Source organism: Blastococcus sp. SYSU DS0616 (assembly GCF_054051015.1).
This window is the reverse complement of sequence record NZ_JBJHAJ010000003.1, coordinates 154,669-178,765: the sequence shown is the minus strand read 5'-3', so window position 1 is coordinate 178,765 and position 24,097 is coordinate 154,669. Positions and strand designations below refer to the sequence as shown.

Below are 24,097 nucleotides of genomic sequence, written 5' to 3'. Positions count from 1 at the left end.
GCGGAGGGCCCGGCTAGACCGGCTGCAGCTCCTCGATCTCCACGCGGATCGCGTCCAGCGCGGCCGCCGCCCGGCGGCGGGACTGCTCGGGGGTGTCCCCGACGGTCACGACGTGGCCGAGGTGCGCCTGGCCGCAGGTCGCGGGCTCCGCCGCGCCACCCACGTCGGCGAACACCTCCGCGACGACGAGCCCCGGGATGCAGCCGACGTCCCGCAGGCCGGACACCGCCCGCACCCGCCCGGTGGCGTGCGAGCCGAGGAAGAACTGGGTGCTGGCCGCGACCGCCCGCCGGCGCCCCGGCCCGGGCCGGCCGAGCAGGCCGGCGACCACGAGGTCCGCGGCGTCGATCCCGCTCACCTGGTCCACGCAGGCGTGGGCCCCCGCGTCGGCGAGCCGCGGGACCAGGCCGGCCAGCCGCGGCCCCGCCGGGCCCAGCACGAACTCCAGGTGGAAGGGGCCGAGGTCGTAACCGGCCGCGGCGAGCACGGCGCCGACGAAGCCGGCGGCCTCCGCCGTCGGCGGCTGCGCGGTCGCGGTGAGCAGCAGGCCGGCGGAGTGCGGCGGGGGCGTGGTGAGCACCTCGCTCCACGCGTGCACGGTCGGGACGCCGCGGTCCACGTGCCCGTCGGCGGCGTACCGGTCCCCCGCCACGTGCTCACCGATCACCAGCCGGGGCGCCGACCGCCCACCGCGCCGGCAGCAGGCGCGAGCGGCGAGCACCCGCAGCTCGCCGTCGTCCTGCACCGGACCGAGCCGCGCACCGGCGCCGTCCACCGGCTCCACCGTGCACGGGTATCCCACCGGTGACGTGAGCTCCGGGTCGCCGGTGCGGACCTCCGCCCACCGCCCGTCGGCGACGCCCGCCGCGGCGAGGGCCGCGCGCAGGGCCACCGCGTCACCGGTCACCACGGGCGACGCGGGGTCCGGACCCCGCAGCCCCAGCGCACGGGCGGCGACGGCCGCCGGCAGGACGGCGCCGGGCGCCGAGCCGGTGACGACGGCGGCCTCTCCGGGCAGCGAGCGCACCGCGGCCGCGACCGCAACTGCGTCACCGGTGTCGCAGTCGATCCAGCGGTCCACCAGCCAGTCGAGCTCCTCCCCGTAGGAGCACCGGTCCGCCGTCAGCACCGCCGTCCGCAGGCCCCGGAACCGCGCCCGCTCGAGCAGGGCCACGCCCGCCGCGTCCAACCGCTCCCCGGCCGCGAACTCCGGCCGGGCGGCCGACGGCCGCACCTGGACCTCGACGGAGACGAACCACGGCTCCGGATCACCGGCCGGTGCACCGGAGGAACGGTCGCCTGCCACGGGCGTGGGCATGTGCACTCTCCCGTCGTGGGTGGGTGTGAGCAGGCGCACCATACCGGCCGGTCGGTTTACGCGGAACGGATACCGGCGGGTGCCGTTGGCCGGTGTGCCGGGGGCGGGAAGCAGCAGCGAGGGCGGCCGGTTGCCATGCGTGTGACCACTGCCCACCTCCGGGGCGACGTCGACGTCGTCGTGATCGGCGCGGGGCAGGCCGGGCTCTCCACCGCCTGGGCGCTGGCCCGCCAGGGCTTCGAGCGGCGCACCGGGTTCGTGGTGCTCGACGGCGAGCCGGGCCCCGGCGGCGCCTGGCGGCACCGCTGGCCGTCGCTCACCCTGGGCACGACGCACCGGGTGCACGACCTGCCCGGTCTGCCGTTCCGCCCGGTGGACGAGCGCACTCCCGCCGTCGAGTCGGTGCCCGCCTACTTCGCGGAGTACGAGCGCCGGTTCGACCTGCCCGTGGTGCGGCCGGTGCGCGTGACCGCCGTCCGCCGGCGCGACGACGGCCGTTTCTCCGTGGAGACCGACCGGGGCACCTGGACCGCGCGCGCCGTCGTCAACGCCACCGGCACCTGGACCCGGCCGTTCGTCCCCCGTTACCCGGGGCAGGAGACCTTCCGAGGGCGTCAGCTGCACACCGTCGACTACCGCAGCCCCGAGGAGTTCCGCGGGCAGCACGTCGTGGTGGTCGGCGGCGGCGCCTCGGCCACCCAGCTGCTGGTCGAGATCTCCCGGGTCACCTCCACGACCTGGGTCACCCGCCGCCCGCCCGTGTGGCGCGAGGGGCCGTTCGACGAGGACCTGGGCCGCGAAGTGGTCGCGAAGGTCGAGGAGGCGGTGCGCGAGGGACGCCGCCCCGGGAGCGTGGTCGGCCTCACCGGGCTGGTGACCTCCACCCCCTACATCCGCGACGGGCTGGAGCGGGGCGTGCTCGACCGGCTGCCGGTGTTCGACCGGATCACCCCCGAAGGGGTGGCCTGGGACCCGGTCGACGGGCGACCGGGCCGGCTGGTCCGCGCCGACGTCATCCTGTGGGCCACCGGTTTCCGCGCGGCCGTCGGGCACCTGGCGCCCCTGCAGCTCCGTGGCCCCGGAGAGGGCTTCCGGCTGGACGGCACCCAGGTCGTCGGCGAGCCGCGGGTGCACCTGGTCGGCTACGGCCCCTCGGCGAGCACGATCGGCGCGAACCGCGCGGGCCAGGCCGCCGCCCGGGCCCTGCGCCGCGAGCTGCGCCCCGGGAGCACCCTGTCCCGCTCGGCCTGACCAGCTCGGGGACCGTTCAGGGTCGGATCAGGGCGCTCCCCGATGTTCCCGGGACGGCCCCGCCGACAAGCTCCAGGGCATGACTTCCCGATCGCTCCCCGGAGGCCCGCGATGATCGAGGCGCGGGGTCTGACCAAGAAGTACGGCGACCGCACCGCCGTCGACGGCATCTCCTTCACCGTGCACCCGGGCCGGGTCACCGGCTTCCTGGGCCCCAACGGTGCCGGCAAGTCCACGACCATGCGCATGCTGCTGGGCCTGGACCGGCCCACCGCCGGCAGCATCACCGTGCACGGCCGCAGTTACGCCGACTTCCCCGCGCCCCTGCGCCAGGTCGGCGCGCTGCTGGAGGCTCGCGCGCTGCACCCGGGGCGCTCCGCGCGCGACCACCTGCGCTGGATGGCGGCGAGCAACGGGCTGCCGGTGCGTCGCGTGGACGAGGTGCTCGACCTCGTCGGGCTCGCCGACGTCGCCGGGCAGCGGGTCGGCCGCTTCTCCCTCGGCATGGGCCAGCGCCTCGGCATCGCCGTCGCCCTGCTGGGCGACCCGCCGGTGGTGGTGCTCGACGAGCCGGTCAACGGCCTGGACCCCGAGGGCATCCGCTGGGTGCGCACGCTGACCCGGCAGCTGGCCGCCGAGGGCCGCACCGTCTTCCTCTCCAGCCACCTGATGAGCGAGATGGCGCTGACCGCCGACCACCTCGTGGTCATCGGGCGCGGCCGGGTGCTGGCCGACTGCTCGATGCCCGACTTCATCGCCGAGCACGCGGCCTCCTACGTGCGGGTGCGCACCCCCCAGCGGGCCGAGGTGGCCGAGCTGCTGCGCCGCGACGGCCTGGACGTCGACGTCGTCGACGACGAGCTGCGGGTGCAAGGGCGCGACGCCGCCGCCATCGGGGAGCTGGTCGGCCGGCAGGGGCTCTTCCTGCACGAGCTCACCCTGGTCCGCTCCTCGCTGGAGGACGCGTTCATGACCCTCACCGCCTCGAGCGTGGAGTACTCCGCGCGGGAGCAGACCCCGGCCGGAGCCCCCCGATGACCCAGACCGCGAGTGCCCCGATGACCGACACCGTCGTCCTCGACCCCAACCGGCACGTCCCCGGGGTGCGCCGGCCCGGCTTGGCAGACACCCTGCGGGCGGAGTGGATCAAGTTCTGGTCGGTGCGCTCGACACCGTGGTCGATCGCCGCGCTGGTCACCCTCGGCGCCGGGCTGACCGTCCTGGTCTGTGCCGTCAGCGCCGCAGACCTCGCCGACGGGACGGCGGGCGAGTCCGCCGGTGCGTTCATCACCTGGGGCATGACCGTCGCCCAGATCACCGCCATCGTGCTCGGCGCGCTGGTGGTGACGAGCGAGTACGGCACCGGGATGATCCGCGCGACGCTGACCGCGACGCCGCGCCGCGGCCGGGTGCTGGCGGCCAAGGCGGTCGTGCTCACCACGACGCTGTTCGTCGTCGGCACCGTCACCGCCGCCCTCGGCTACCTCGGCGGCAACTGGTTCCTCGAGCGCGAGGGCGTCGGCCTGGCGCTCAGCGACGACGGCGTGCTCCGCTCGCTGCTGGGCAGCGGCCTCTACATGGCCGGCATCGGGCTGTTCGCCGCCGCGGTCGGGCTGCTCGTGCGGCACACCGCCGCGGCGCTGTCGATCGTGCTGGCCCTGCTGCTGGTCGTCGGCAACATGGTGGTGCTCCTCCCGGGCGCCTGGGGCGAGTGGGCGACCAAGCTGATGCCGGGCAACGCCGGCTCCGTCGTCGCCACGCCGGTGTCGTTCAACCCGAACCTGCTCGAGCCCTGGACCGGGTTCGCCGTGTTCTGCGCCGAGGTGGCCGCCGTGCTGCTGGCCGGCTACCTGGTGCTGCGCCGCCGCGACGCCTGAGAAAGGACCCCCTTCCCCCCACCCCTCGCAGGCTCGGGGCGGTACCCGGAAGGGGGCCCCAGGCATCCGGACACGGGGCAGTCGTCCACGCCCCGCTGTGCCCCGGCCCGCCCGGCCGGGGCACAGTGGTGCCGTGACCACGCCCGACCCGGCCGCCGAGGGCCGCCGCCGCGCCGACGAACTGCTGACCGCTCTGACCGCGGGCGACGACGCCGCCGCCGAGCGGCTGCTCGCCGAGCTGACCGAGGTCCGCGACCTGGTCTTCGTGGGGGCGGGGCTCACCGCGGTCGCCCGCGCCGAGGGTCGCGCGCTGCCCACGGCGCAGCGCGCGCAGGCCAGCACCCGCCAGGTGCGGCTCGGCCAGATCCGCGACGCGAACCGCGACGACCCCGATGGTCTGCGCACCTGGCTGCGGCGCTCGGCCGAGGAGATCCTCTTCATCCGCTCGCTGCACGCCGCCGCCCGGCAGCGCTGACCCTCGCAACACGTCACGCCGGGAGCGCCCCACGCAGAGGGCGCCCCGCGCAGATGACTGCGCGGGGCGCCCACGGCGCGGACCAGTGCGAGGCGACGACCCCGCTCAGCCCCCGGTGACGATGATCCCGGGGAACACGATGAACAGCGCGATCGACAACGCGTAGGGCACGTAGTAGACCATCGTGCCCTTGAACGTCTGGACGACGTCGAGGGCGCGGTCCAGGGCGCTCACGATGTACACGTTGACGCCGACGGGAGGTGTCACGGCACCCAGCGTGGTCACGAGCGTGATGATGATCGTGAACCAGACCGGGTCGTACCCGAGAGCCAGGATCAGCGGGAAGAAGATCGGGATGCTGATGACCAGGAACCCGAGCGCGTCCATGAGCGCACCGCCCACGAGGTAGACGAACAGGATCAGCAGCAGGATCACGGTGGTCGGCACCGCCAGTCCGCTGATCGCGTCGGCCAGGTCGAACGGCAGCCGCGTCAGGCTCAGGAAGCGCCCGAACACCACCGCACCGGCGACCAGGAGCACGACCATCGCCGAGATGCGAAGGCTCTCGAGGACGGCCGTCCACAGGCTCGGGAGGGTCAACTGCCTCCGGAGCAACGCGATCACGATGGCACCGAACGCGCCCACCGCGCCCGCCTCGGTCGGCGAGAACCAGCCGACGTACATGCCGCCGATCACGAGCGCGAACAGGACGATCGCCTCGGACACGCCTCCCAGGGCCCGGAACTTCTCCCCCCACGGCACCTTCGGCCCAGGAGGCCCGAGGTCCGGCCGGAGCCGACAGAGGATCAGCACGGTCGCGAGCAGCAGCCCGCCCACGACGAGACCCGGGACGAGCGCCGCGACGAACAGCCGGGTGATCGACTGCTCCGACTGGATCGCGATGATGATCAGCGCGGTCGAGGGCGGGATGAGCACACCGAGCGTGCCGCCGATGGCGACGCTGCCGCCGGAGAGCGCCGGGTTGTACCCGTACTTCCGCATCTCCGGGAGCGCGACCGCACCCATCGTCGCCGTCGTCGCCGAGTTGGACCCCGACACGGTGGAGAAGCCGATGCTGGCCAGGATGGTCGTCGCCGCCACCCCGCCCGGCAGGGAGCCGATCCACTTGTAGGACGCCGCGTACAGCCGTTCGCTGATCCCCGCCCTGAATGCGACCTGCCCCATGAGGACGAACAGTGGGATCACCGACAGGCCGTACGAGGTGAACTGGCGGAACAGGTCCGCCGACAACAGCTGGAGCGCGGCCGACGGGGTCAGCATGTACGCGGCGCCCACGAAGCCGGTCAGCATCAGGGCGAACGCCACGGGCATGCGCAGCAGCAGGAGGACGAGCATCGCTGCGATCGCGACCAGCGCGACGGCTACCGGGCTCACGTCCTCGTCCTTCCGACGATCCCGACGGCGCTCACCAGATGCTCTCCGGGACGCTCGACCGGAGGTTCCGGCCTACTTGGACGACATCGCTGACGAGAGCCAGCACCAGTCCCCCGACCCCGACCGCGAGGACGAGCGAGAAGGGCCAGAACGGCAGCCGGAGCGAATCGGTCAGGGCACCCTGGTTCCGCAGGTTCATCCCGTAGGCGACGAGCTGCTGGGCCAGCAGCACGAAGAGGGCGATCGAGACGACGGTGATCAGCCCGCCCACGATCAGCTGCACCCGCACCGGCGTCTTGTTCATGAACAGGTCGATCGCGATGTGCGAGCGGCCCCGCTGCGCATCGGCGAGCGCCAGGCCGTTCACGATCACGGCGAGCAGCGAGACGAGCTCGAACGTGCCGTACCAGGGGGTGGCCACCAGCCGCAGGCCGATGTTGCCCACCGTCAGGATCATCATCACGAGGAGGACCGCCGCAGCGATGACGGCGAGCCCCCTGGAGACCCCGTCCAGCGCCTTCGTGGTCTTGTTGCCGGAAGTCTTCCCGCTGTCGGGCCCCTCGTCCACGGGCACCCCGTCGCCGGGCACCCCGTCGACGGGCTTCTGGGAGCTCGCCACGATCAGCCCTCCGCGCTGTACTGCTCGCGAAGCTCCTGCATCCGGTCGAAGACCTCCTGCGGGTCGAAGTCGCCTCGGGTGTCGGAGATCCACGAGTCGACGAGCTGGGACAGCGTCCGGTCCCACTCCTCCCGCTCCGCCGGCGCGAGCTCGACGGTCTCGAGACCGTGCTCGGCCGCCGCCCACTCCAGCGCGGCCTGGACGTTCTCCTGGTCGTGGTACTGAGAGGCGAACTCGGCCATCTCCGGCCGGAGGTCGCGGATGCACTCCTGCACGTTCTCCGGGAGCTCGGCGAAACGGTCGCTGTCCATCACCGCGACGAAGCTGTTCGAGACGCCGAAGGCGTAGTCGGTCACGTAGCCCACCTGCTCGGCCAGGCCGAAGTCCTGGAGCACCTCGCGCGAGGACATGTAGCCGCTGATGACCCCCGTCTGCAGCCCCTCCGCGACGTTGGGCATCGGCATGCCGACCGGGGAGGCCCCGAGACTCTGCAGCGCCGGGACGCCCGCGCCCGCGGCCCGCAGCTCCCGACCGGAGAGGTCGGACTTGCTGGCGACCGGCTGCTGGGTCTGGAGGTGGGCCGGCTCCGTGGTGAAGGCCGTGACGATCTCGTAGCCGTCGTACTCGGCCGGCTCGTACTCCGTGATGAGGTCCAGGAACGTCTTGCTGGGGGCCTCGGCGTTGGCGAAGCCGACCGGCAGCGCGATCACCGAGCTCAGGGGGAAGCGGCCCACGTCGTAGGCCGGGGAGTCCATGCCGATGTCCACCACGCCCTGGGAGACGCCGTCGAAGATGTCCCCGGAGCCGAGCAGCGTCCCGCCGGGGTAGAAGTCCACCGCGACCTGGCCGTCGGTGCACTCGTCCATGCGCGAGGCCCACTCCTCCATCTGGACCCCGGGGAAGGAAGCCTGGGGAGCGAAGAACGCGTAGCTCAGCGTGATCTGCTCGCCGCCCTCACCGCCCCCGGCGCTGCTACCGGCAGCGCCCCCGCACGCGGCCAGCGCGGTCACCGCCGCGAGAGCACAGCCGGCCTTGAGCCCGTTCCTTGGACGCTGTCCCATGTCCCGTACCTCCGTCGATGCAGTGGTGAGCCGAGCAGTGGTCCCAGACGCTACGAATCACCGGGGGGCCCCGCTGTCACCCAACCGGGGTCAAACACGCATCCCGGGATCACGGTTCGACCACGGGCTCCGACGCACGCAGCGCCGCGCCTGCCGTAGCCGTGATCGACCCCCCTCGGCCGGTCGACCGCGCTGATCGGCGCACGCCCCTGGGACGGGTGGCGGGCACGTCCGCCCACCGCGGCCACCTGCCGGGCGACCGGACTTCAGCGCTCGGTCGACAGCGGCGCCAACCGCTGCTGGGGACGGCCCTGGGCGGCCGCAGCGAGGGCGATGACCAGTTCGTCGGGATGCGGCGCGTCGGGGAGGCGTACCTCGACGGTCTGGTGGTGGGACCGGATCGTGGCGTCCCTGAGGTGCTTCAGCGGGATGTCGAACGCGACGCCGGCCGGGCCACGCTTCTCCACCGCGGGCAGCAGCGTCGTCCCGCCCACTGCCGAGCGCAGGTGCTCGCCGAAACGAAGCGTGTGGATCAGTGCCGACCCGTGCTCGATCTCGCCGTCCAGGCCGACGATCGCGGCTTTGCCGTAGGCCTCCACCGGCGCGCCCAGAGCAGCCACGACCCGAGGAGCCAGGAGCGCGCCGAGCCGGGACGCATGAGCCTCGATGCCCGGTCCGAGGTCGTCGACGAACTCCTGTCCCGCCCAGGGGTTCGCCACCACGGCGGCGACCACCGCCGTGCGCGCGGCCGGCGCCACCTCACGGCCCCCTTCCGACAGCACCTCCTCGATCACTGTCACGATCCTGCGCACGGACACGGCTCCTCCTCGGCTCACCTGCTGTCGTCGCCGCCCCGCCGACGGGGACCGCACCCCGCTGCCGGCCGTCACGGCCAGCCGACGCTGAAGTACTGCGTCTCCTGGAACTCGCGCAGCCCTTCGCGCGCACCTTCCCGGCCCAGCCCGCTCTGCTTGACACCGCCGAAGGGCGCGGAGGGATCGGAGACGACCCCGCGGTTCACGCCGACCATGCCTGCGTCGAGGACCTCGCTGAACCGCAGGGCCCGCTCGAGGTCGGTGGAGTAGACGTACGCGGCGAGGCCGTACTCGGACTCGTTGAGGCGGTCGAGCAGCAGCCGCTCGTCCGACCACGCGACGATGGTGACCACCGGGCCGAAGATCTCCGTTGCGAGGATGTCCGCTCCGTCGGGCACGTCGGTCAGCACGGTCGGGGGGAAGAAGTAGCCGCCCGGTGATGGGTCGAGCTCCTGCTGGAACGCCACCCGGGCGCCGGCCTGCACCGCGGAGTCGACGAGCGCACGCACGTCGGCGACGGCCCGGGGCGTGATCAGCGGGCCGATCCGGTTCCCCTCGTCCGCCGGCCCGACAGTCAGACCGGCCACCTCGTGCGCGAAGCGGGCGGTGAACTCCTCGACCACCGACGTGTGCACGTAGAAGCGATTCGCCGCCGTGCACGCCTGACCCCCGTTGCGGAATTTCGCCGTCATCGCGCCCTCCACCGCCGCAGGGAGGTGGGCGTCGTCCATGACGACGAAGGGCGCGTTCCCACCGAGTTCCATGGAGGTGTTGAGGACCCGGTCCGCTGCCTGCCGCAGGAGGAGCCTCCCCACCCCCGTCGATCCCGTGAACGACAGCTTCCGCACCCGCGGGTCCTCGAGCCAGGTGGAGACGACGGCCGCAGGGTCCGACGTGGGGACGACGTTGACCACCCCGTCCGGGACGCCGGCGCGGGTGAGGAGGCGGGCGACGGCCAGCGCGGTCAGCGGCGTCTCGGCCGCCGGCTTCAGCACGACCGTGCATCCGGCGGCGAGAGCCGGGGCGATCTTCCGCGTCGCCATGGCGGCCGGGAAGTTCCACGGCGTCACCAGGGCGGCGACGCCCACCGGCCGGTGCGTGACGATGGTCCGGGCGCCGCCCGCCGGGGACGTCCCGTACGCACCCTCGGTGCGCACCGCCTCCTCGGCGAACCACCGGAAGAAGTCGGCGGCGTAGGCCACCTCGCCCTGCGCGTCGGCGGTCGACTTGCCGTTCTCGAGGGAGACCAGGCGAGCGAGTTCGTCGCGCTCCTCCATGATCATCTCGAACGCGCGGCGCAGGATCTCGGACCGCTCGCGCGGCGCGGTGGCCGCCCACCCGGGAAGGGCCGCCGCCGCCGCGTCCACGGCCGACGTCGCCTGGGCGGCACGGGCATCGGCGACGCGGGCCACCACCCGGTCCCTGGCCGGGTCCCGGACCTCGGTGCAGGCACCGTCCGCCGCGGCCCGCCCGGCACCGGCGATCCAGATGCCCTCCCGCGGACGGAGCGCCTCGACGTAGGCGTCGACGTCGGCGCCGGGGGTGCTCGCGGCGGTTTCCTGCATGGTGGTCGGACTCCTCTGGTCGGGACGGCCGGCCCGCCGGAGCCCGCGCCGAGGCCGGCCTCCCGGGCCCGCACCACACCACGAGGCGGTGGTCCGGGCGCCGCCGACCGCCTCAGCGCCTGTCCTCCTCAACCGGATCGGCTCGATCCTCGCCGGATCAGGAGGAGCGGACAGTCCCCGAAGGGGTGGATCCCGGCACCCTCAGTGCGCGACCGCTTCGGAGTACGCGCGGCGCCGCGCGATGGCCGCCCGGTGGTCCGGCAGCCGGGCCGGGGCGTTGATGCACAGCGCGCCCACCTGGACGCCGTGGCGGCCGAATACCGCGACCAGGGAGTCCTCCGAGAGCGACTCCACGTGTACCTGCTCCGCCCCGTTCGTGCGGCCGACGAACCTCATCTTCGCGTCGAACTGGTCGGACCAGAAGTACGGAACGGGTGCGTAGGCGTCGTCCCCCCCGAGCAGCACGCCGGCGGCGTGCCGGCCCTGCTCGACGGCGTTGGTCCACTGCTCCACCCGCATGTCCTCGTCGAACAGTGGGTTGTACCAGCGGGCGACGTCACCGGCGGCCACCACGCCAGGGGCCGACGTGCGCAGGCTGCGGTCGCAGAGCACGCCGTCGGAGAGGGCGATACCGCTGGTGCGCAGCCAGTCGACGTCGGGCGCCGCGCCCAGCGCACCGATCACCAGATCCGCCTGGACTGCCTCGTCTCCCCCGAGATCCACGAGGTAGCCGGACGGCGCCCGTTCGACCGACAGCGCGTACGCGCCGCACCGGATGGAGACGCCCCGGCGGGCGTGGAGCTCCCGGAACCAGGCCCCCATCTCGTCGCCCAGCACCCGGGCCAGCGGCACGGGGGCCACTTCCACGACCGTGACGCGGCGGCCGAGCTCGGCGATCGTCGCGGCCACCTCGAGACCGATGAAGCCCGCGCCGATGATGGCGACGTGCTCGGCGTCGCGGAGCCGTTCGTGCAACGCCACGGCGTCGTCGATGGACCGGAGGAAGGAGACGTGCTCGTTGCCCGCGGGCAACGAGCGGACGCGGGAACCCGTGGCGACGACCAGGCCGTCGTAGGGGATCTCGGCGCCACCGTCGAGGACCACCGAGCAGAGGTCGGCGCGGAGTTCGACGGCACGTCGGCCGAGGAGCAGGGTCACGCCCTGGTCCTCGTACCACCTGGGCTCGCGGAGCAGCGCCGGCTCCGGCCGGTACCGCAGCGCCTCCTTCGACAGGGGCGGCCGGTCGTAGGGCAGACGCGGCTCGGCGCCGACGAGCGCGATCTCGCCCTGGAACCCGTCATCGCGCAGCCGCTCGATGGCGTGCACCGCGGCCAGCGAGGCACCCACCAGGACGACCCTGTTCATGCGCACACCTCTCGGACCGACCCACCTAGGCCACTCGGGACGACCCTAGGACAACGCCACTACCCGGGTTCGGAACGGGGTGGTGTCGCTGGCGCGGCGGCACGAGGAGGCGCGGGAGGGGTTACATCGCATCGACGTCGACGACACAGTTCGGAAACCGAAAGGGATGAAGATCACCCCCGTGATCCGGATCCGGTGGCGGGCGACGTTACAGTGCGGTGCATCACATCGCTCGTCGTCCGCCAGCTCTGCCGTGCACTCGGTCTGCAGACGCGGCGACGAGCGGACGGGCTTGAGGACCTGAGGGGTGCGCGAGGGTGTCCAGGGCACGGGTAGAGCAGGAACGTCACCGATTCGCCGGCGCGCTGCAGGCCGCGCTGACGAAGGAGGACGTCGCCGAGGCGTACCTCGGGTCCGTCGGCCGGGTGATCGAGGCCCAAGGCCTGGGGCTGTACGAGCTCGATCCCGAGCGCGGAGCCGTCGTGGACGTCCGCGCCACCGTGGACGGCGAAGTCCTCGAGCACTACGAGGAGTTCGGCCGCGCGGACGACCCGGTACTGCGCTTCGTCGCCCTGCAGCGCCGGCCCATCGATTCCTCCCGGGTCACGAGCCGGAAGGAGTGGGACGGCTGCGGGGCTCGGCATGCGCTGGGGCTCGGAGGCTTCGGGCACTCCCTCGAGGCCCCGGTCATGGTCTCCGGTGTCATGCTCGGCACGATCAACTTCGCCCGCCCAGTGCACCAGCCTGCCTTCAGCGACACGGACCTGGTTTCTGCCCGCCTGGTCAGCGAGCAGCTCGGGCTCGCGACCGAGCGCGCGCTGCGGTTCGAGCTGGCCGGGCACCGGACGAACGCGCTGGAGCACGCGCTCGACCGGCTGCCGCAGGCGGTGGTCGTCACCGACCTCGACGCGAACGTGATCTACCAGAACCGGACGGCGCGCAACGACCTCGGGCTCTGGGACGCCCCCGTCCCTGTGTCCGACCCCGTCCGGTCGTGCATCGAGCAGGCCATGACCGAGTTCCGGGCCGAGGGGAAGCGGGTGTCCACCAGGAGCATCCGCGAGGCCGCGACGGGCAAGCAGTCGATCGTCAAGTCCTACCGGCTGTCCGAGCGCGAGCGGACGGCCGTCACGGTCGTCTTCCCGTGCCCCGACGAGAAGACGGCGAAGCAGCTGCCGGCGTGGGACGTGCTCACCAAGCGTGAGCAGGAGATCGCCCAGCTGGTCAGCGAGGGGCTCACGACGAAGCAGATCGCGGCCAAGGCGTTCATCAGCGAGAACACCGTCAAGCAGCACCTCAAGCGAGTTTTCGCCAAGACCGACGTCAGCAACCGGGCCGAGCTCGTCCAGCTGATCTGGACGGCGAGCAACGCCTCCTGAGGGGGCTCAGGCAGGAATCTGGCCGGGCCGCCCGACCCGGGTGCCCAGCACCAGCTGACCCACAGCCAGCAGCAGCACGTACACCAGCAGGTGCTGTCCGGGGCCGAACAGCTCCCGGATCCCTCCGGCCACGAGCAGACCGAGCGCCACGCCCCCGTAGGCGGAAGCCTGCGCCATGGAGGACAGCCGGCTCGCGGTCCGGTCACCCCCGGCACGGAGGCTGATCAGCGACAACGCGACCACCATGGAGGCGCCGAGGGCGAGCCCGCTCAGGGCTACCCAGACGACGACCAGCCCCGGCGCCAGCAGCATCCCGGCCATCGCGACGACGATCCCGACCGGGACCAGGGCAGCGGTGATCCGCTGGTCGCCCCGGATCGTGAGCACGCGTGGCACCGCCAGGTTGCTGATGATCCCCACCACGAGGAAGACCGAGAGGTGGAATCCCGCGGCACCCGGGCGGACACCCATGTCCTGTTCGACCGTGGGCAGCCAGCTGAGCAGGACGTAGAACGCCGTCGACTGCAGGCCGAAGTAGCCGGCCACCTGCCAGGCCAGGGGCGACCGCCACATCGAGACGGCGCCCAGGGCGGGGGCAGGGAGGTCCCTCTGCTGCGGGGGAGGCGGCCCGGCGGTGCGGACCCGCGGCAGCCAGACGAGGAGGCCGACGACGATCGAGCCGCCCCAGACCGCGAGCGCCGTCCGCCAGGACCCGGTGGCCTCGGCCACCGGCACCGCGAGCCCCGACGCCGCCCCGGCCACCATGCTCTGCACCGCGATGTAGTAGCCGGTGATCCTCGGGACCAGTGCGGGGAAGTCACGCCGCGTGACCACCGGGAGCAGCACGTTGCCCACCGCGACGGCTGCGCCGATGACCACCGTGCCGAGCAGCAGCGTCCATGCGGGCGCAGGCTCGGGGAGCGAGCGGATCACGGTCCCCGCGCCGAGCACGAGCATCGATCCGAAGAGGGTCCGGTCGACGCCGAAGCGCGATGCCAGCGCGTGCACCAGCGGTGACACCACCGCGAACGCCGCGACCGGGGCGGCCGCCAGGACGCCGAGCTGCACCGGCGACATCCCGGTGTCCTCACCGATGAACGGCAGGACCGGTCCGACCGCCGAGATGAGGGCCCGGAGATTGATGGCCACCGCGAGGACACCGACCAGCAGCAGCGCGTAGGACGGGATTGCCGCCCGCTGCCCGTGGCTCACCTCGCGTCCGATCCCAGGAAGCGCGTCACGGGCCAGGCCTCACTCTCGTCGGCGACGTGGTGGCCCCGGGTGGCCGAGCGATGCCGGGGAGGTGACCGGACGCGCGGTCGTCAGTGCAAGCCCGGGTCCGGGATCGTGGCGGCATCGAGGATCACCTCGGCGAGGACGGGGCCACACCCCGGGCGAACCAGCTCCTCGAGCCGCCGGAAGTCCGACCACCCCTCGATCCGCACGGCGGTTCCCCCGAGCGAGGAGGCCACCGTGGTGAAGGCCGGCCAGTCGAACGTGGTGAGCTCGGGATCGAGCTGCTGATCGACGAATCGGTAGTACTCGGCACCGTAGGCGCTGTCGTTCAGCAGGATCACGACGACGTCCAGACCGTTGCGCACGGCGGTGTTGAACTCGGCGAGGCCACCCAGCATGAAACCGCCGTCCCCGGCGACGACCAGCGCCGGGACCTCGGGCCGGCCGACAGCTGCACCGATGCCGTAGCCGACGCTCATGCCGATGTGCCCGACGTTGAGGCAGTGCGCGTAGTCCCACGGATGGTCGACGTCGAGGATCCGCAGCGCCTCGTGGGAGAAGCGCCCGCCGTCGATGGTGAGGGTGCGGCGTCGCGGCAGGATCTCGTTGACCCGGTGCAGAACGCCGGTGAGCGTGAGCGGGCCGTCGGCCTGCACCGCACCGCGGTCCTCCTCGTGCCAGGCGGCGATGCGCCGGGCGAGGTCGTCACTGCGGAAGCCTGCGGCCGGCGCCTCTGCCTCCTCGACGAGGGCGAGCAGGCCGCGCGCGGTCGTCGAGACGTCGCCGGCGATCGCCACGTCGACCGGGAAGTAGCGCCCCAGGGCCGCGGGGTCGGTGTCGACCTGGACGACGCGCTTGCCGTCGAGCAGTTCACCCTTCAGCGTCGTGAGGGCGCTGAGGGCGGCACCGAAGACCACGAGGCAGTCGGCCCGGGCGATCACCTCGGAGGCCACGGGGTGGGAGAGCGTCCCGACGACGCCGATGTTGCACGGATCGTCGGCGAACAGGCCCTTGCCGCGGAGCGTGGTGGCCACCGGCGCTCCGATGCGCACCGCGAGCTCGCGGAGGGCGTCCGCGGCTCCGAGGCCGCCGGCGCCGCGGCCGCCGATGACGAGCGGACGACTGGAGCCGATGATCACGCCGGCCGCGTCCTCGAGATCCTCGGGCGCCGGCGTCAGCACCCCCGTCGTCAGCCGACCCCGACGAGCGGCGCGGGGCTCGGCCGGCGCCTGCTGGAAGTCGGCCGGCACTTCGAGGACGACCGGACGACGCTCGAACACGGCCTGGCTCACCGCGGCCGCCAGGTCCTCGGCCGCGGTGTGCACCGAGCGGACCTGCCGGTAGCCGGCCCCCGTGGGGACGACCACCTCCCGCTGCGGGATGTTCTGCAGGTGGAAGGCCTCGCTGCGCGTCGTGTCGCCGGCCACGACGACCAGCGGATAGTGCCCGCGGGCCGCATCGAACAGTGCACTCACGCAGTTGGCGATCGCGCCGTGGGTGACGGTGGCGACGCCGACGCGACCGGTGACGGCGGCGTACCCGGCCGCCATGAGGACCGCACCGCCCTCGTTCGCCGCCGCGACGAACCTGCCCCCCTCGTTGCGGTGGAACGAGTCGACGACGTACATGTTCGCGTCGCCCATCACGCCGAACATGACCTCGACGTCCAGGCCGGCCAGTGCCTGGGCGAGGACGTCGTTGAAGCGCTTGACCATCTCTCAGCCTCCGCTGTCGCGTGGGTCGGACCTGTGAGCGCGACCGGAGGACCGGCAGGTCATGGCCGCCGTCCTCCGTCCGTGTTGAGAACGGCCGCGGTCACGATGCCCGCCGCAGCCCGGTCCGCGAGGTAGAGGTACGCACCGGCGTGGTCCTCGGGACGCGGAGCGACCCCGAGCAGGGTCCCTGCGGCGATGCGCTCGTCACGGCCCTCGACGCGGTCGGCCGTCTGGGTCTGACCCAGCGCGGACAGTCCGCCGAAGCGCGTGCCGGTCGTTCCTCCGGGCGCCACCCCGTTGACCCGCACCTCGGGCGCGAGATCGGCCGCGAGGTGCGCGACGACCCCGCGCAGCGCCCACTTGGAACTCCCGTAGAGCACTCCCCCGCCGACCGGGTGGAAGGCCGACTCCGACAGGGTCAAGGTGACCGAGCCGCGCGCACGCTGCAGCGAAGGCAGGGCGGCGTGGACCGCCGACAGCGTGCCCAGGACGTTGACGCGGAACACCTCGTCGGCGGCGGCGAGCAGCTCCGCCGCCGACAGGGTGCGGAGGCTCGCGTAGTAGTCGAACACCCCCACGCAGCTGGTGAGGTTGTCCAGCCCCTCGGCGGCGGACGCCCGCTCCACGGCTTCGGCGAGGCGATCGGGATCGGTCGCGTCGCCCACCATCACGTCGAGCGCCGGTCCGCCGAGCTCGGCCAGCTCCCGGGCGCGGCCGGCGGAGCGTTCCAGGACAGTGACCGACGCTCCCTCGGCCGCATAGCGCAGCGCCACGGCACGGCCGATGCCCGACCCGCCACCGGTCAGGAGGATCCGCTGCCCGTCGAGGCGCCCGGTCACTGCCCGGGGTTTCGCGCGATCAGCTGGCTGATGAGCTCCGGCTCCTGGTAGCTGAGGCAGTCCAGCGCCACCGCGTCGAGCAGGACCCTGCTGCCCCGCCGGGGGGACCAGATGTCCAGTCGCATGCCGTTGCGGGTCTCCACCTTGCGGATCACCACGTCCGCGAACTCGTTGGCGATGACGATCGGGCCGTCATTGCCCCCGTCGACGGGGTACTCGGAAACCTCGCCGATCTCCGGACGCTCCACGCCAGGGTCGTTCTGCTCCGCCACGATGTCGCCTTCCTGTCGGGATAGCTGCTCAGATGAAGATGGACATGTTGTGCGCGTTGATCAGCGACTGGTCCAGGGCCGCCCACCGGCGCGCGAGCTCCCACCAGTCCGCCGTGCGCCGGACCGTGTCCTTGCGGAAGAGCGAGTAGAGGCTCGGGTTCGGGTCGTCGCCGCGGCTGCGGTAGATGAAGACGTTGGACGACACGAGGAACTCGTCGGCCTTCTCCGTCCGGTCCACCACCACGTTGGTCACGAAGTGACGCGTGCGGGACGGCGGCTGCTCGGCCCACGCGAAGTCGGTCTCGAGGCGTCGCACCCGCACCTCGAGGGTGCCCTTCGTGTCGTCGAAGATCCGGGACGTCGGCGCCAGCTCCCAGTCCGCGAGCCCCTCACGGGTCACGCGGACCGGCACCTCGTAACGGATGTCGTCGGCCAGGAACTCCAGCCAGTCGCGGAAACGCCGCTCGTCGAGTGCGAGCGCCTCCCGGTAGAGGAACTCGGTGATGTCGAGGACCGTCTCGCGATCCACCCGCGGCTGCTGCGTCGCCGTCACGACCCGACCTCCCCCACCAGGTAGTCGCCCCACCGGCTCCAGAGGTTCCTGAAGTTGGTGTCGTTGACGTAGGGCTTGACCACGTGGCCGGGGCCGGGGAACTCCGGGTCCCGCTCGCTGTCCATGCCCATGATGTAGGGGAAGTCGACGTCCTTGACCAGCGTCGACTTCGCCGACCGCGTGACCTTCGTCCAGTTCTCGAAGTCGTCCTGCTCGAAGGTGCCGGCCTGGCCGAAGGCCAGGGTGTACGCCTTGTACGCCTCGTCCTTGTAGGCCTGGGATGCGCCCTTGGGGACGAGACACCACGAGTACATCTCCATCCGCCCCGGCCCGATCGGGTGGTATAGCCGCATGGTCACGAACCGGACACCCGGCTCACCGGGCACCAGGCTGAAGGGCTGCATCAGGAAGGAGAGGTTCGGGAAGACCGTCCCCACCGCGGTCCGGACCTTCGAGAAGACCTCGATCTGCGCCGGGGACAGCGTCCGCCTCATCTCCGCGGCCAGTTCCTCGGGGAACCCGCCGAACGGGGGGAAGGTGGGGCTGTGGCCGAGCCCGATGCCGTGCCCGCGGCCCGGGATGCTGGCCGCCCACCCCTGGCTGTGCGTCGACCCCGATGACGGGAAGTACCCGAGGTTGAAGCCGAACTGGTGGGCGACCGGGGTGTGGTAACCGTCTCCGGCGAAGTTCTCGGCGCAGATCTTCCAGTCGGTGTCGGCGACCCAGTGGTCCGGCGGGCCGTGCACCTCGCTGCCCGCCTCGCCTTGCTTGAGGTACAGATCGAGGTAGAACTGGAACCCGTCCAGGTACTCCTCCAGGCTCGGCGCGCCCGGATCGAGGCAGCCGAAGACCAACCCGGCGTAGGTGTCGACGCGGACCCGCACCAATGGCCAGTCCTTGCGCTTGAGCCGACCCTGGTAGCCCTCCTTCATGTAGGGCACGCCGACCAGTTCCCCGGAGTTCTTGTAGGTCCACCCGTGGTAGGAGCAACGGAAGTGGGAGGCGTTGCCCATCTCCGACTTGCACATGACGTTGCCGCGGTGGCGGCACATGTTCAGGTTGGCGTGGATCTGCCCGTGCTCGTCCCGCGCGACGATGATGTTGTTGTTCCCGATGTACCGCGTGACGTAGTCACCAGGTGCCGGGATCTCCGACTCGTGCGCGAGGAAGCACCACGCACGTGAGAACAGGCGCTGCTGCTCGAGGTCGTAGATCTGCTGGTCGTTGAAGGCCCTCGCCGGGAACCGGCCCTCGCCGATCCCCTTGCGGATGTCCTGCAGCGATGCCTCGATGTCGCCGTTGACCGCCCAAGCCGTCACGACTACACCTGCTCGGTCTTCTTGCGCGGGCCGAACTTCTTCTCGATCTCCGCGGAGATCTGCTTGTACCGGTCGACGTGCTCGATCGTCGACGTCACGTGCTGCTCCGGCACGAGGTCCTCGGTGTACGGCGGACGGCACTTGCCGACGTTGATGTAGCCGGCCTCGTTGATGCGGATCTTCTCCAGCGGGATGTTGTACTTCGCGAACTCCATGAAGTCCTGCCCGACGAGGAACGGCTCGTGCGCCCAGCGAAGACGCTCGGTCAGCCAGCGGGCGTCCTCGGTGCGGCCCTGCTGCAGCGCGTCCCGCAACTCCAGGACCGGGCCCGGGCCCATGGCCGTGGTGGAGGACCACGCCATCCCGACGAGCTCCTCGCCGTACATCTCCCACGCAGGGAACCAGTCGGTCTCGATCGGCATCAGCGGGAAGCTCGTCCCGGTGTGCGCCATGTCGTTGTGGTACCGGAAGCCCACCGAGGCACCGCCGGCGTACTTCACCGCGACCACCTGCGGCAGCTCGATCAGCGTCTTGTAGACCGAGCGCGGGATGATGCCGCGGAAGGCGGCGGTGTTGTCGTAGACGACGATGGCCATCTCCGGGACGGCGGTCGCGACGTCGCGGTAGAAGCGCTCCATGACCGGCGCCACCATCTCCCCCCACATCGGCCGGCCCAGCAGCGTGCCGGTGATGCCGAGGTCGGCGAGGAACTGCATCCGGCTGACGGTGTCGCGGGTGTTGAGCGTCGTGGTGCCGATGAACACGGGGAAGTCCGGGTTCACGTCGCGGACCGTCTCGGCCACGCAGCCGGCGAAGGCCTTCCACTCCTCGAAGGTGAGGGTCGCCATCTCACCGAGGGTGCCGTTCAGCGCGATGGCGTCGACGCCGTCGGCGATGAGCGCACGGATCATCCGCTCGGTCTCCTGCAGGTCGACGGTGTCCACCGCGTCGACCCGCTCGGCGCCCGGAAGCGCCGGGGTGGGCGGGTAGGCCATCACGCCACGCATGTCACGGCCGGTCACCTTGGGCAGCTTGCTCATCTGGTCTCCTCTGACTGGCGCAGCCGACGCTGCGCAGACGGTGTGCGGTGGTGCTCGTCTGGTGGATGGATGGGTCAGAGCCGCGCGGCCGCGACCGCGGTGCCGGTCAGCCACTCGGGCACCGGCTCGTAGGCGAGGACCTCGAACGGCGTGCCGGCGGCCCCTGCGGCCACCAGCCATGTGCGGATCTCGTGGGCTCCGTTGCCGGCCCTGTCGATCTCGTCCTGGGAGTAGTCGGTGAGCCGCTCGCGGTCACCGGACTCCAGGCGGGCGAGGAAGTCCCGGTCGAACTCGGTGTTGATGTCCCCGGACTCGGGAAGGCCGACCCAGTGGGAGAGACCGCCGGTGCCGATGACCACGACCCGCTGCGCGGCGGTCTGGGCCTCGACCGCCCGCCGGATCATGACGCCGAAGTCGTAGCACCGCTTGGGCGTGGGCCACGGCGGGTTGACACCGTTGACGATGACGGGGACGAGGGGGTACTTCGACTCCGGGTCCAGGAGCTTGAGCGGGACGCAGAAGTTCTCGTCGAAGTCCAGGCCTCCCTCCACCAGCGACGGGTCGAACTCCGACGCGAGCGCGAAGTCGTAGAGATGACGGCCCAGCTCGGCGTCGCCGGGGTACTGGTGCTGCTCCACCCGGAGGAAGGCGCCCATCTCGGCGGTCACCGGCCCCAGGTAGGAGTCGCCGGTCGCGATGGCGAACGCCGGCAGGTTGCCGAGGTGGAAGTTGGTGAAGTGCTCCACCGAGACGGCGACCACCGCGTCCGGCTGCAGGGCGTCGAGCCGGCGGCGCGCCTCCGCGTACGCCTGCTCCACGACCTCGCGCTGGCCGGGCTGGGCCCTTTCCGGCCAGCCGGTGATCCCCGGCGAGTGGGAAGCCATGAAGGCGCCGACCACCGTGCCCGTCTTCGACATCTCAGCTCACCTCTCCTCGGATGCGCGCGTAGTACTCGGCGCGGTCGACCTGCAGCTGGATGGCGCAGAAGTAGAGGAGGTAGGGGTTGATGCCCCGCTCGTACAACGCCTTGAAGTCCAGCGCCTTCATGGACTGCCGCCACTCGCCCTCGATGCCGTACTCGTCCAGCACCACATCGGGGTCCGCGAGGTACCGCTCCTTCAGCGCTCCGTCGCGGCGGATGTCCCACAACAGCTTGTGCAGGCTGTACACGCCCTCACCTCTCCGTGTGCTGTCGGTGCGTCGTCGGTCGCCGCTCTGACCTGGCGGCACCGGAATCTCCCGACCGGATGACTCGACCCTAGGGACGGTGGGGAGCCGCTCGTACTACCCGTCCGGGTCCATTCGGCGGTGGGGTGACCCCCTGTTCTCGCGGGGGTTCCGGCGGGAGCCACCCCACCGCCGGCGGGTCTCAGATCTTGTGCGCGAACCAGTCCGAGAGCCGCGACGTGGCGACGGTGAAGTAGTCGTAGCTGCAGTGCAGCGACCCGGCCCCGTCGTAGATGTCCACCGTGACGTCATCGGTCGTGAGCGCCTCGACGAAGCGGTGAGCACCCTTGATGTCCATGATGATGTCGCGGGTGCCGTGCATGACGTAGACGGGGATCCGGAGCTTGTCCGCGACGCCGTCGAGCGTGAACTCGGCCAGCTTCTTCCGGGCCTCCGCGTCGTCCTTCGAGCCGCTGAGCCACTGCAGCTGCTCCTGGAGCGGCGGGTAGAACTCGTAGAAGTCGGTGAGGATGCTCCACGTCCCGCACCACGCGGCTACAGCCTTCACCCGGGGCTCGAACGCGGCCGCACGCGGCGCGTAGTAGCCGCCGAAGCTCACGCCAGCGAGGCCGAACCGGTCGGCGTCCACGTCGGAGCGCTGCTCGAGGAAGTCGAAGATGGCCTTGACCGGCACCTCGTAGTCGGGCCGGCTGTACATCTCCTTGAACCGCAGGCTGCTCCCCCGGCCGGGCGTGTCGACCATGACCACGTTCATGCCGCGGGCCGGGAACTCGGTGCCGCCCAGGAAGTAGAGCTCCTCGGCCCAGGAGTCGGCGCCACCGAGGAAGAGCACGGTCGGGCGGGCCTGGCCGGAGTTGTCCGGCCGGACGATGTAGCCCTCCATGGTCTTGCCCTCGAAGGGCACCTCGATCTGCTCGATGAGACCGTCGCTCAGCGACGCCGCCTGCCGGAAGTTGCCCCGGCCGTTGTTGTAGGCCTCGGCCCGGCGCGGGTCGTGCGAGCGCAGGAAGAACTCCGAGTGGCGGTAGTAGCTGCACGAGCGGAAGAGCGCGCGCCGCGCCGTGGTGATGTCGCCCCGCTCGAGGGCGGCGCGGCCCTGCGCGGCGACCTCCTCGGCCGTCCGGTTCCACTCGCGGTACCAGACCTCGCCGTCGGTGGTCGTGTCCCCGATGCGGGCCGCGGTGCGGGCGCACTCGAACAGGTCCGCACCCCCGACCGCGACCTGCGCGAGGAGCCGCATGGTCTGCAGCGACCAGTCCTCGTCCTGGGGGAAGAGCTCGATGATCGACAGCGCGTCTTCGTTCGACACGGACGTCGTCTCGGTCATGGACTACACCTCCTGTACGCCTGGCTGGATTCCAGGACTTCTCGTGGCTGGGCTTCTCGTGGGCCTGGTGGCGGTGCCGCCGGTGATCCGGTCGGCGACCTCCGCCCACGGAGTGCGGTTGCGGATCGCTTCGCGGTACTCCGCGAGGCGCCGTGGCGTGGCCACGCAGACGGCCCCCCGGAGGACGCCGCCTCTCCCGTAGAGCGCGACCAGGGCGTTGGGCTTGGGTTCCTCGAGGACGATGTCGTCACCGGCGTCGGCCCGGCCGACGAAGCGGATCTTGGCCTCGTGCTGGTCGCTCCAGAAGTACGGCACCGCCCGGTAGTCCTCCCGCTCGCCGAGCAGGGTCCCCGCGGCGTGGCGTCCCTGCTCCACGGCGTTGGTCCAGTGCTCGACGCGCATGTCCTCGCCGAACAGGGAGTTGTGCCACTGCGCGACGTCGCCGGCTGCGACGACCCGGGGCATCCCCGTGCTCAGGTCCGGCGCGCACCGGACGCCGTTCGCCAGCGCGAGGCCGCTGTCGGCCAGCCAGTCGGTCTGCGGAACGGCCCCGACCCCGGCCAGGACGACGTCGGCGGAGAGCGTCGGCCCCTCGGCGAACTCCACGGTGAAACCGCCGTGGGCCGGGGTGATCTGCCGGAGGGCGACGGCGCACCGCACATCGACCCCGTTGCGTTCGTGCAGCCGGCGGATCCACTCACCGACCTGAGGCCCGAATGCGCGGTTCAGCGGCGTCGCCGCGGTCTCGACCACGGTGACGTCGACGCCGAGCTGCCGAGCGGTCGCCGCGACCTCCAGTCCGATGAACCCGGCGCCGACGACGACGAGGTGCCGACCCGGCACGAGGTCCGCCCGGAGCCGCCGGCTGTCCTCCCAGGTCCGGAGGCGGTGGATGCGGGACGGCTCACCGCACGGGACGGGGAGCTCGCGCGCCGCGGATCCGGTCGCGATGACCAGCCCGTCGAACCCGAGCTCGCTGCCACCGTCGAGCTGGAGCGACCGGCTCGACCCGTCCATCGACAGGACGCGGCGCCCCAGTCGCAGACCGATGCCCCGTTCGTCGTACCAGGACTCCGGGTGCAGCGGCAGCTCGCCGTCGGCGCTCGAGTCGAGCAGGGCCTTCTTCGACAGGGGTGGCTTGTCGTACGGGAGCCCCGCCTCCCCGTCGACCACGGTGATGTCCCCGTCGAACCCCCGGTCGCGCAGCCCCTCGGCCGCACTCACGCCGGCGAGCGAGGCGCCGACGATCGCGATACGTCTCACTCGGGGACGCTCTCGACGGTGATCGCGTGGGCCGGGCAGCCCCGCGCCGAGGCGTCCGCCTTCGCGCGGAGCTCGTCACCCGGCATCTCCTGGCGGAGAACGGCGATGTCCTCGTCCTCGTCGAAGTCCCAGATCTCCGGCGCTTCGATGAGGCAGTTGGCGTATCCCTGGCACTTGGTGCGGTCGAAGACCATCCGATAGCCCATGGGTGGGTCCTCCGAACTC

At 72.0% G+C, this 24,097-nt stretch carries 24 protein-coding genes; 5 read left to right on the top strand and 19 right to left on the bottom strand.

Annotated elements, in window-relative coordinates; translation table 11 throughout:
- Positions 1-13: 13 nt before the first annotated feature.
- Positions 14-1,318, bottom strand: coding sequence for a hypothetical protein (locus tag ACI79K_RS03570; RefSeq protein WP_456598994.1), 1,305 nt, complete (start codon positions 1,316-1,318; stop codon positions 14-16).
- 141 nt (positions 1,319-1,459) lie between these two features.
- Here ACI79K_RS03570 and ACI79K_RS03565 point away from each other — a divergent pair, with 141 nt between their 5' ends.
- From ACI79K_RS03565 to ACI79K_RS03550, 4 genes are all read left to right on the top strand, one after another.
- Complete coding sequence (locus tag ACI79K_RS03565) at positions 1,460-2,569, top strand: NAD(P)-binding domain-containing protein (protein WP_456598993.1); 1,110 nt, start codon at positions 1,460-1,462, stop codon at positions 2,567-2,569.
- Between the two features lie 111 nt (positions 2,570-2,680).
- Entirely contained in the window at positions 2,681-3,607 is a 927-nt protein-coding gene (locus ACI79K_RS03560) for an ABC transporter ATP-binding protein (RefSeq protein WP_456587521.1), read from the top strand.
- Positions 3,604-4,446, top strand: coding sequence for an ABC transporter permease (locus ACI79K_RS03555; RefSeq protein WP_456598992.1), 843 nt, complete (start codon positions 3,604-3,606; stop codon positions 4,444-4,446). Before ACI79K_RS03560 ends, ACI79K_RS03555 begins: the two co-directional genes overlap by 4 nt.
- A 133-nt stretch (positions 4,447-4,579) precedes the next feature.
- Positions 4,580-4,921, top strand: a complete 342-nt coding sequence (locus ACI79K_RS03550; RefSeq protein WP_456598991.1) for a hypothetical protein — start codon at positions 4,580-4,582, stop codon at positions 4,919-4,921.
- Positions 4,922-5,026: 105 nt separating this feature from the next.
- Here ACI79K_RS03550 and ACI79K_RS03545 read toward each other — a convergent pair whose 3' ends face one another.
- The 6 genes from ACI79K_RS03545 to ACI79K_RS03520 form a co-directional block, all read right to left on the bottom strand.
- Positions 5,027-6,316, bottom strand: coding sequence for a TRAP transporter large permease (locus tag ACI79K_RS03545; RefSeq protein ID WP_456598223.1), 1,290 nt, complete (start codon positions 6,314-6,316; stop codon positions 5,027-5,029).
- A gap of 31 nt (positions 6,317-6,347) precedes the next feature.
- Positions 6,348-6,935 carry a TRAP transporter small permease gene (locus ACI79K_RS03540; RefSeq protein WP_456598990.1) on the bottom strand — a complete coding sequence of 196 codons (588 nt, stop codon included), beginning with the start codon at positions 6,933-6,935 and terminating at the stop codon, positions 6,348-6,350.
- 2 nt (positions 6,936-6,937) lie between these two features.
- Entirely contained in the window at positions 6,938-7,996 is a 1,059-nt protein-coding gene (locus tag ACI79K_RS03535; protein WP_456598989.1) for a TRAP transporter substrate-binding protein, read from the bottom strand.
- A gap of 266 nt (positions 7,997-8,262) precedes the next feature.
- Positions 8,263-8,814 carry an amino acid synthesis family protein gene (locus tag ACI79K_RS03530; protein ID WP_456598988.1) on the bottom strand — a complete coding sequence of 184 codons (552 nt, stop codon included), beginning with the start codon at positions 8,812-8,814 and terminating at the stop codon, positions 8,263-8,265.
- A gap of 68 nt (positions 8,815-8,882) precedes the next feature.
- Positions 8,883-10,376 carry an NAD-dependent succinate-semialdehyde dehydrogenase gene (locus tag ACI79K_RS03525; protein WP_456598987.1) on the bottom strand — a complete coding sequence of 498 codons (1,494 nt, stop codon included), beginning with the start codon at positions 10,374-10,376 and terminating at the stop codon, positions 8,883-8,885.
- Between the two features lie 201 nt (positions 10,377-10,577).
- Positions 10,578-11,741, bottom strand: coding sequence for an NAD(P)/FAD-dependent oxidoreductase (locus tag ACI79K_RS03520; RefSeq protein ID WP_456598986.1), 1,164 nt, complete (start codon positions 11,739-11,741; stop codon positions 10,578-10,580).
- A 317-nt stretch (positions 11,742-12,058) separates the two neighbouring features.
- Between ACI79K_RS03520 and ACI79K_RS03515 the strand changes: the two genes are divergently transcribed.
- Complete coding sequence (locus tag ACI79K_RS03515; protein WP_456598985.1) at positions 12,059-13,120, top strand: LuxR C-terminal-related transcriptional regulator; 1,062 nt, start codon at positions 12,059-12,061, stop codon at positions 13,118-13,120.
- A gap of 6 nt (positions 13,121-13,126) precedes the next feature.
- Here ACI79K_RS03515 and ACI79K_RS03510 read toward each other — a convergent pair whose 3' ends face one another.
- The 12 genes from ACI79K_RS03510 to ACI79K_RS03455 all read right to left on the bottom strand — a co-directional run bounded on the left by ACI79K_RS03510 (position 13,127) and on the right by ACI79K_RS03455 (position 24,078).
- Entirely contained in the window at positions 13,127-14,332 is a 1,206-nt protein-coding gene (locus ACI79K_RS03510; protein ID WP_456598984.1) for an MFS transporter, read from the bottom strand.
- 110 nt (positions 14,333-14,442) lie between these two features.
- Positions 14,443-16,071 carry a thiamine pyrophosphate-binding protein gene (locus ACI79K_RS03505; protein WP_456598983.1) on the bottom strand — a complete coding sequence of 543 codons (1,629 nt, stop codon included), beginning with the start codon at positions 16,069-16,071 and terminating at the stop codon, positions 14,443-14,445.
- Between the two features lie 59 nt (positions 16,072-16,130).
- The gene (locus ACI79K_RS03500; protein WP_456598982.1) at positions 16,131-16,910 is read right to left on the bottom strand and encodes an SDR family NAD(P)-dependent oxidoreductase; all 780 of its coding nucleotides are present in this window, start codon (positions 16,908-16,910) and stop codon (positions 16,131-16,133) included.
- Positions 16,907-17,182, bottom strand: a complete 276-nt coding sequence (locus ACI79K_RS03495) for a hypothetical protein (RefSeq protein ID WP_456596704.1) — start codon at positions 17,180-17,182, stop codon at positions 16,907-16,909. Before ACI79K_RS03495 ends, ACI79K_RS03500 begins: the two co-directional genes overlap by 4 nt.
- 28 nt (positions 17,183-17,210) lie before the next feature.
- Complete coding sequence (locus ACI79K_RS03490; protein WP_456596705.1) at positions 17,211-17,735, bottom strand: 3-phenylpropionate/cinnamic acid dioxygenase subunit beta; 525 nt, start codon at positions 17,733-17,735, stop codon at positions 17,211-17,213.
- Positions 17,732-19,054: an aromatic ring-hydroxylating oxygenase subunit alpha gene (locus ACI79K_RS03485; protein WP_456596706.1), complete on the bottom strand. Its 1,323-nt coding sequence runs from the start codon at positions 19,052-19,054 to the stop codon at positions 17,732-17,734. Before ACI79K_RS03485 ends, ACI79K_RS03490 begins: the two co-directional genes overlap by 4 nt.
- 2 nt (positions 19,055-19,056) lie before the next feature.
- Complete coding sequence (locus ACI79K_RS03480; protein ID WP_456596707.1) at positions 19,057-20,094, bottom strand: dihydrodipicolinate synthase family protein; 1,038 nt, start codon at positions 20,092-20,094, stop codon at positions 19,057-19,059.
- 74 nt (positions 20,095-20,168) lie between these two features.
- The gene (locus tag ACI79K_RS03475; RefSeq protein WP_456598981.1) at positions 20,169-21,011 is read right to left on the bottom strand and encodes a DODA-type extradiol aromatic ring-opening family dioxygenase; all 843 of its coding nucleotides are present in this window, start codon (positions 21,009-21,011) and stop codon (positions 20,169-20,171) included.
- A gap of 1 nt (position 21,012) precedes the next feature.
- Positions 21,013-21,264 (bottom strand): hypothetical protein, encoded by a 252-nt coding sequence (locus ACI79K_RS03470; RefSeq protein WP_456596709.1) that lies wholly within the window; start codon positions 21,262-21,264, stop codon positions 21,013-21,015.
- Positions 21,265-21,463: 199 nt separating this feature from the next.
- Positions 21,464-22,609: an alpha/beta hydrolase family protein gene (locus ACI79K_RS03465; RefSeq protein ID WP_456596710.1), complete on the bottom strand. Its 1,146-nt coding sequence runs from the start codon at positions 22,607-22,609 to the stop codon at positions 21,464-21,466.
- A 3-nt stretch (positions 22,610-22,612) separates the two neighbouring features.
- The gene (locus tag ACI79K_RS03460) at positions 22,613-23,872 is read right to left on the bottom strand and encodes an NAD(P)/FAD-dependent oxidoreductase (RefSeq protein WP_456598980.1); all 1,260 of its coding nucleotides are present in this window, start codon (positions 23,870-23,872) and stop codon (positions 22,613-22,615) included.
- A complete protein-coding gene (locus tag ACI79K_RS03455; RefSeq protein WP_456596712.1) occupies positions 23,869-24,078 on the bottom strand; it encodes a ferredoxin in 210 nt (69 codons plus the stop codon). Before ACI79K_RS03455 ends, ACI79K_RS03460 begins: the two co-directional genes overlap by 4 nt.
- Positions 24,079-24,097 lie beyond the last annotated feature (19 nt).